The 2,591-nt window shown below is 44.8% G+C and carries 3 protein-coding genes; all 3 read left to right on the forward strand.

All coding sequences use genetic code 11. The annotated features are described in order from the left end of the window. Window positions 1-628 (forward strand): restriction endonuclease subunit S (locus tag NI20_RS0112570; protein WP_052084696.1); only part of this gene is annotated, 628 nt, incomplete at its 5' end. Window positions 629-1,003: 375 nt separating this feature from the next. After that, window positions 1,004-1,987 carry a site-specific tyrosine recombinase/integron integrase gene (gene xerA, locus NI20_RS0112575; RefSeq protein WP_008982939.1) on the forward strand — a complete coding sequence of 328 codons (984 nt, stop codon included), beginning with the start codon at window positions 1,004-1,006 and terminating at the stop codon, window positions 1,985-1,987. A gap of 9 nt (window positions 1,988-1,996) precedes the next feature. Next, window positions 1,997-2,521, forward strand: a complete 525-nt coding sequence (locus NI20_RS0112580; RefSeq protein WP_033121738.1) for a restriction endonuclease subunit S — start codon at window positions 1,997-1,999, stop codon at window positions 2,519-2,521. Window positions 2,522-2,591: the final 70 nt, after the last annotated feature.

Below are 2,591 nucleotides of genomic sequence, written 5' to 3' on the forward strand. Positions count from 1 at the left end.
AAATGATAATTTAGCGGCTCAAATGCGAGCATATTTCAAGGAATATACAGCAAATAACGCTTCAATAACAGGCAAACTCAAAGATTACTCAGTTATGCAGTACGGTTACACTGAAACAGCTACCACCGAACCAGTTGGACCGAAGTTCTTACGTATAACAGACATCGCTCAGAATTATATTGATTGGAATGGTGTACCATATTGTCCAATCAGCGAGGGAAATCATGAAAAATATGTTCTCTCGGAAGGCGATGTCGTTGTAGCTCGGACAGGAGCAACCGTGGGGTATGCTAAAATGGTCGGCAGAAATATTCCCGATTCTGTATTTGCATCGTTCCTTGTTAGAATAAGACCCATTGATGACGAATACAGATACTACTTTGGACTTGCAATTACATCTTCCGAGTTCCTTGATTTTGTTCAGACGAACGCTGGGGGTTCAGCTCAACCGCAAGCAAATCCTCCGCTTTTAGGGGAATTTGAGCTTTCTATTCCTAATAAGCAAAGTCTGCCAGAGTTCAACACAAAGATTTCCTCGTTTCTCGGAGTTATCGAGTCTAATGAAACGGAAATATCAAAGCTCCACGAGGTCAAAGATACTATGGTGAAGATGTTATCAAGCCGCTAAATTATCATTTACAGGAGGAATGACCACAATGAAATGTACCAACTGCGGGAATGATAATCCTGCTACCCTCTGGGATGAGGGAGACACAATTTACTGCTCAGTGTGTACTCACAGAACGCGGAAAACTGACTTTGAAGACGATTCGGTTCAATGTCCATACTGCCACCGCCTGAGAGATAAAAAGGCGATGTATTGCAGATATTGCAATTCCTCTGACTGGACACCAAGTAGTCCGGCAGAGTTTGCCGAAATTGATAAGATATTAAAGGACATGGGCTATTAGAAATTGAAATACTCTCACCAGTGGCGAGAGTTTTACCCTAAGAACTGCCACTGAAAAGTCGTTCTCTGAGAATAATCAAAGGAGATACGACAATGAAAAAACAACTGATTCAAGAAGTGCAGCGTCAGATGCTTCCGTTTCTGAACAACGCACAGTTAAAACAGCTTCAAAGTGTCCTTGAAGGGGTGCTGAGTGGCGTAGAGCTAAGTCACAGCGCTGGCATGGTAGAAAGCGCAAAGGTCGATACGGTTGTCTGTTTCATCAACGCAAAACGTATTGAAGGCTGCTCAGAAAAAACCTTGAGCTATTACCGTCAGACCATTGTGTCAATGCTATCCGGCATTGACAAAGAACCACAAGAGATCGTAACTGAGGACTTGCGAAAGTACCTGACAGAGTATCAGACAAGCCGGAAATCAAGCAAGGTCACGATAGATAATATCCGTCGCATCCTGTCCAGCTACTTTTCGTGGCTTGAAGATGAGGACTACATCGTGAAAAGCCCGGTGCGCCGGATTCACAAAGTAAAAACGGCAAAGGTGATCAAGGAAACCTACACCGATGAGGCATTGGAAATCATGCGGGACAACTGCTGCAATGTCCGCGATCTCGCTATGATTGACCTTCTCGCATCCTCCGGAATGCGTGTCGGTGAGATGATTGCCCTTAACCGCGATGACATCAACTTCAATGAACGGGAATGCGTTGTTTTCGGAAAAGGAAGCAAGGAACGGATCGTTTATTTCGATGCCAGGACAAAAATCCATCTCCAAAACTATCTGGAAAGCCGCACAGACACCTGTTCAGCGTTGTTTGTCTCGCTGACCGCACCGAATGACCGTTTGCAGATTGGCGGCGTAGAAAGACGGCTTCGAGAACTGGGGAAAAGGCTGAATCTGCCTCGTGTCCATCCACATAAGTTCCGAAGAACACTGGCAACATCTGCCATAGATAAAGGGATGCCCATAGAGCAAGTCCAGCAGCTCTTAGGGCATCAGAAAATCGACACGACCATGCACTATGCTATGGTCAAACAGCAAAACGTCAAGCTGGCACACAGAAAATACATAGGGTGAGGTGTCACAATGAAAGAAGGATATAGGCTGCTTGGAGACTTCATTCGCCAAGTCGATGTCAGGAACACAGACGGAAAAGAGGAAAACCTTTTAGGTGTTTCCGTCCAAAAGATGTTCATTCCCTCTATTGCAAACACGGTTGGTACCGACTTTACGAAATACAAGGAAGTCAAACGGGGGCAGTTTACCTACATTCCAGATACTTCTCGGCGTGGAGACAAAATTGGTATTGCTCTTCTAACGGATTATGATGAGGGGCTTGTCAGCAATATCTATACCGTTTTTGAAGTGAAAGATGAAAACGAGCTACTGCCTGAATACTTAATGCTCTGGTTCAGCAGACCGGAGTTTGATCGTTACGCACGTTTTAAGTCTCACGGTAGCGTCCGGGAAATAATGGACTGGGATGAAATGTGCAAGGTAGAGCTACCTGTCCCCTCTATTGACAAACAGCGCAGCATTGTGAAGGCGTATCAGACCATTACGGAGCGGATCGAGCTAAAACGGCGTATAAATGATAATTTAGCGGCTTAACCCTGAAAGCAAGGTCTGTGCGAAATCTGTAAGTTTTTCCATCTCAAGATTATTGTCAGCAACAGCAGCA

Origin of the sequence: Oscillibacter sp. ER4 (genome assembly GCF_000765235.1) — a bacterium.
Lineage (GTDB): Bacteria > Bacillota > Clostridia > Oscillospirales > Oscillospiraceae > Hominicoprocola > Hominicoprocola fusiformis.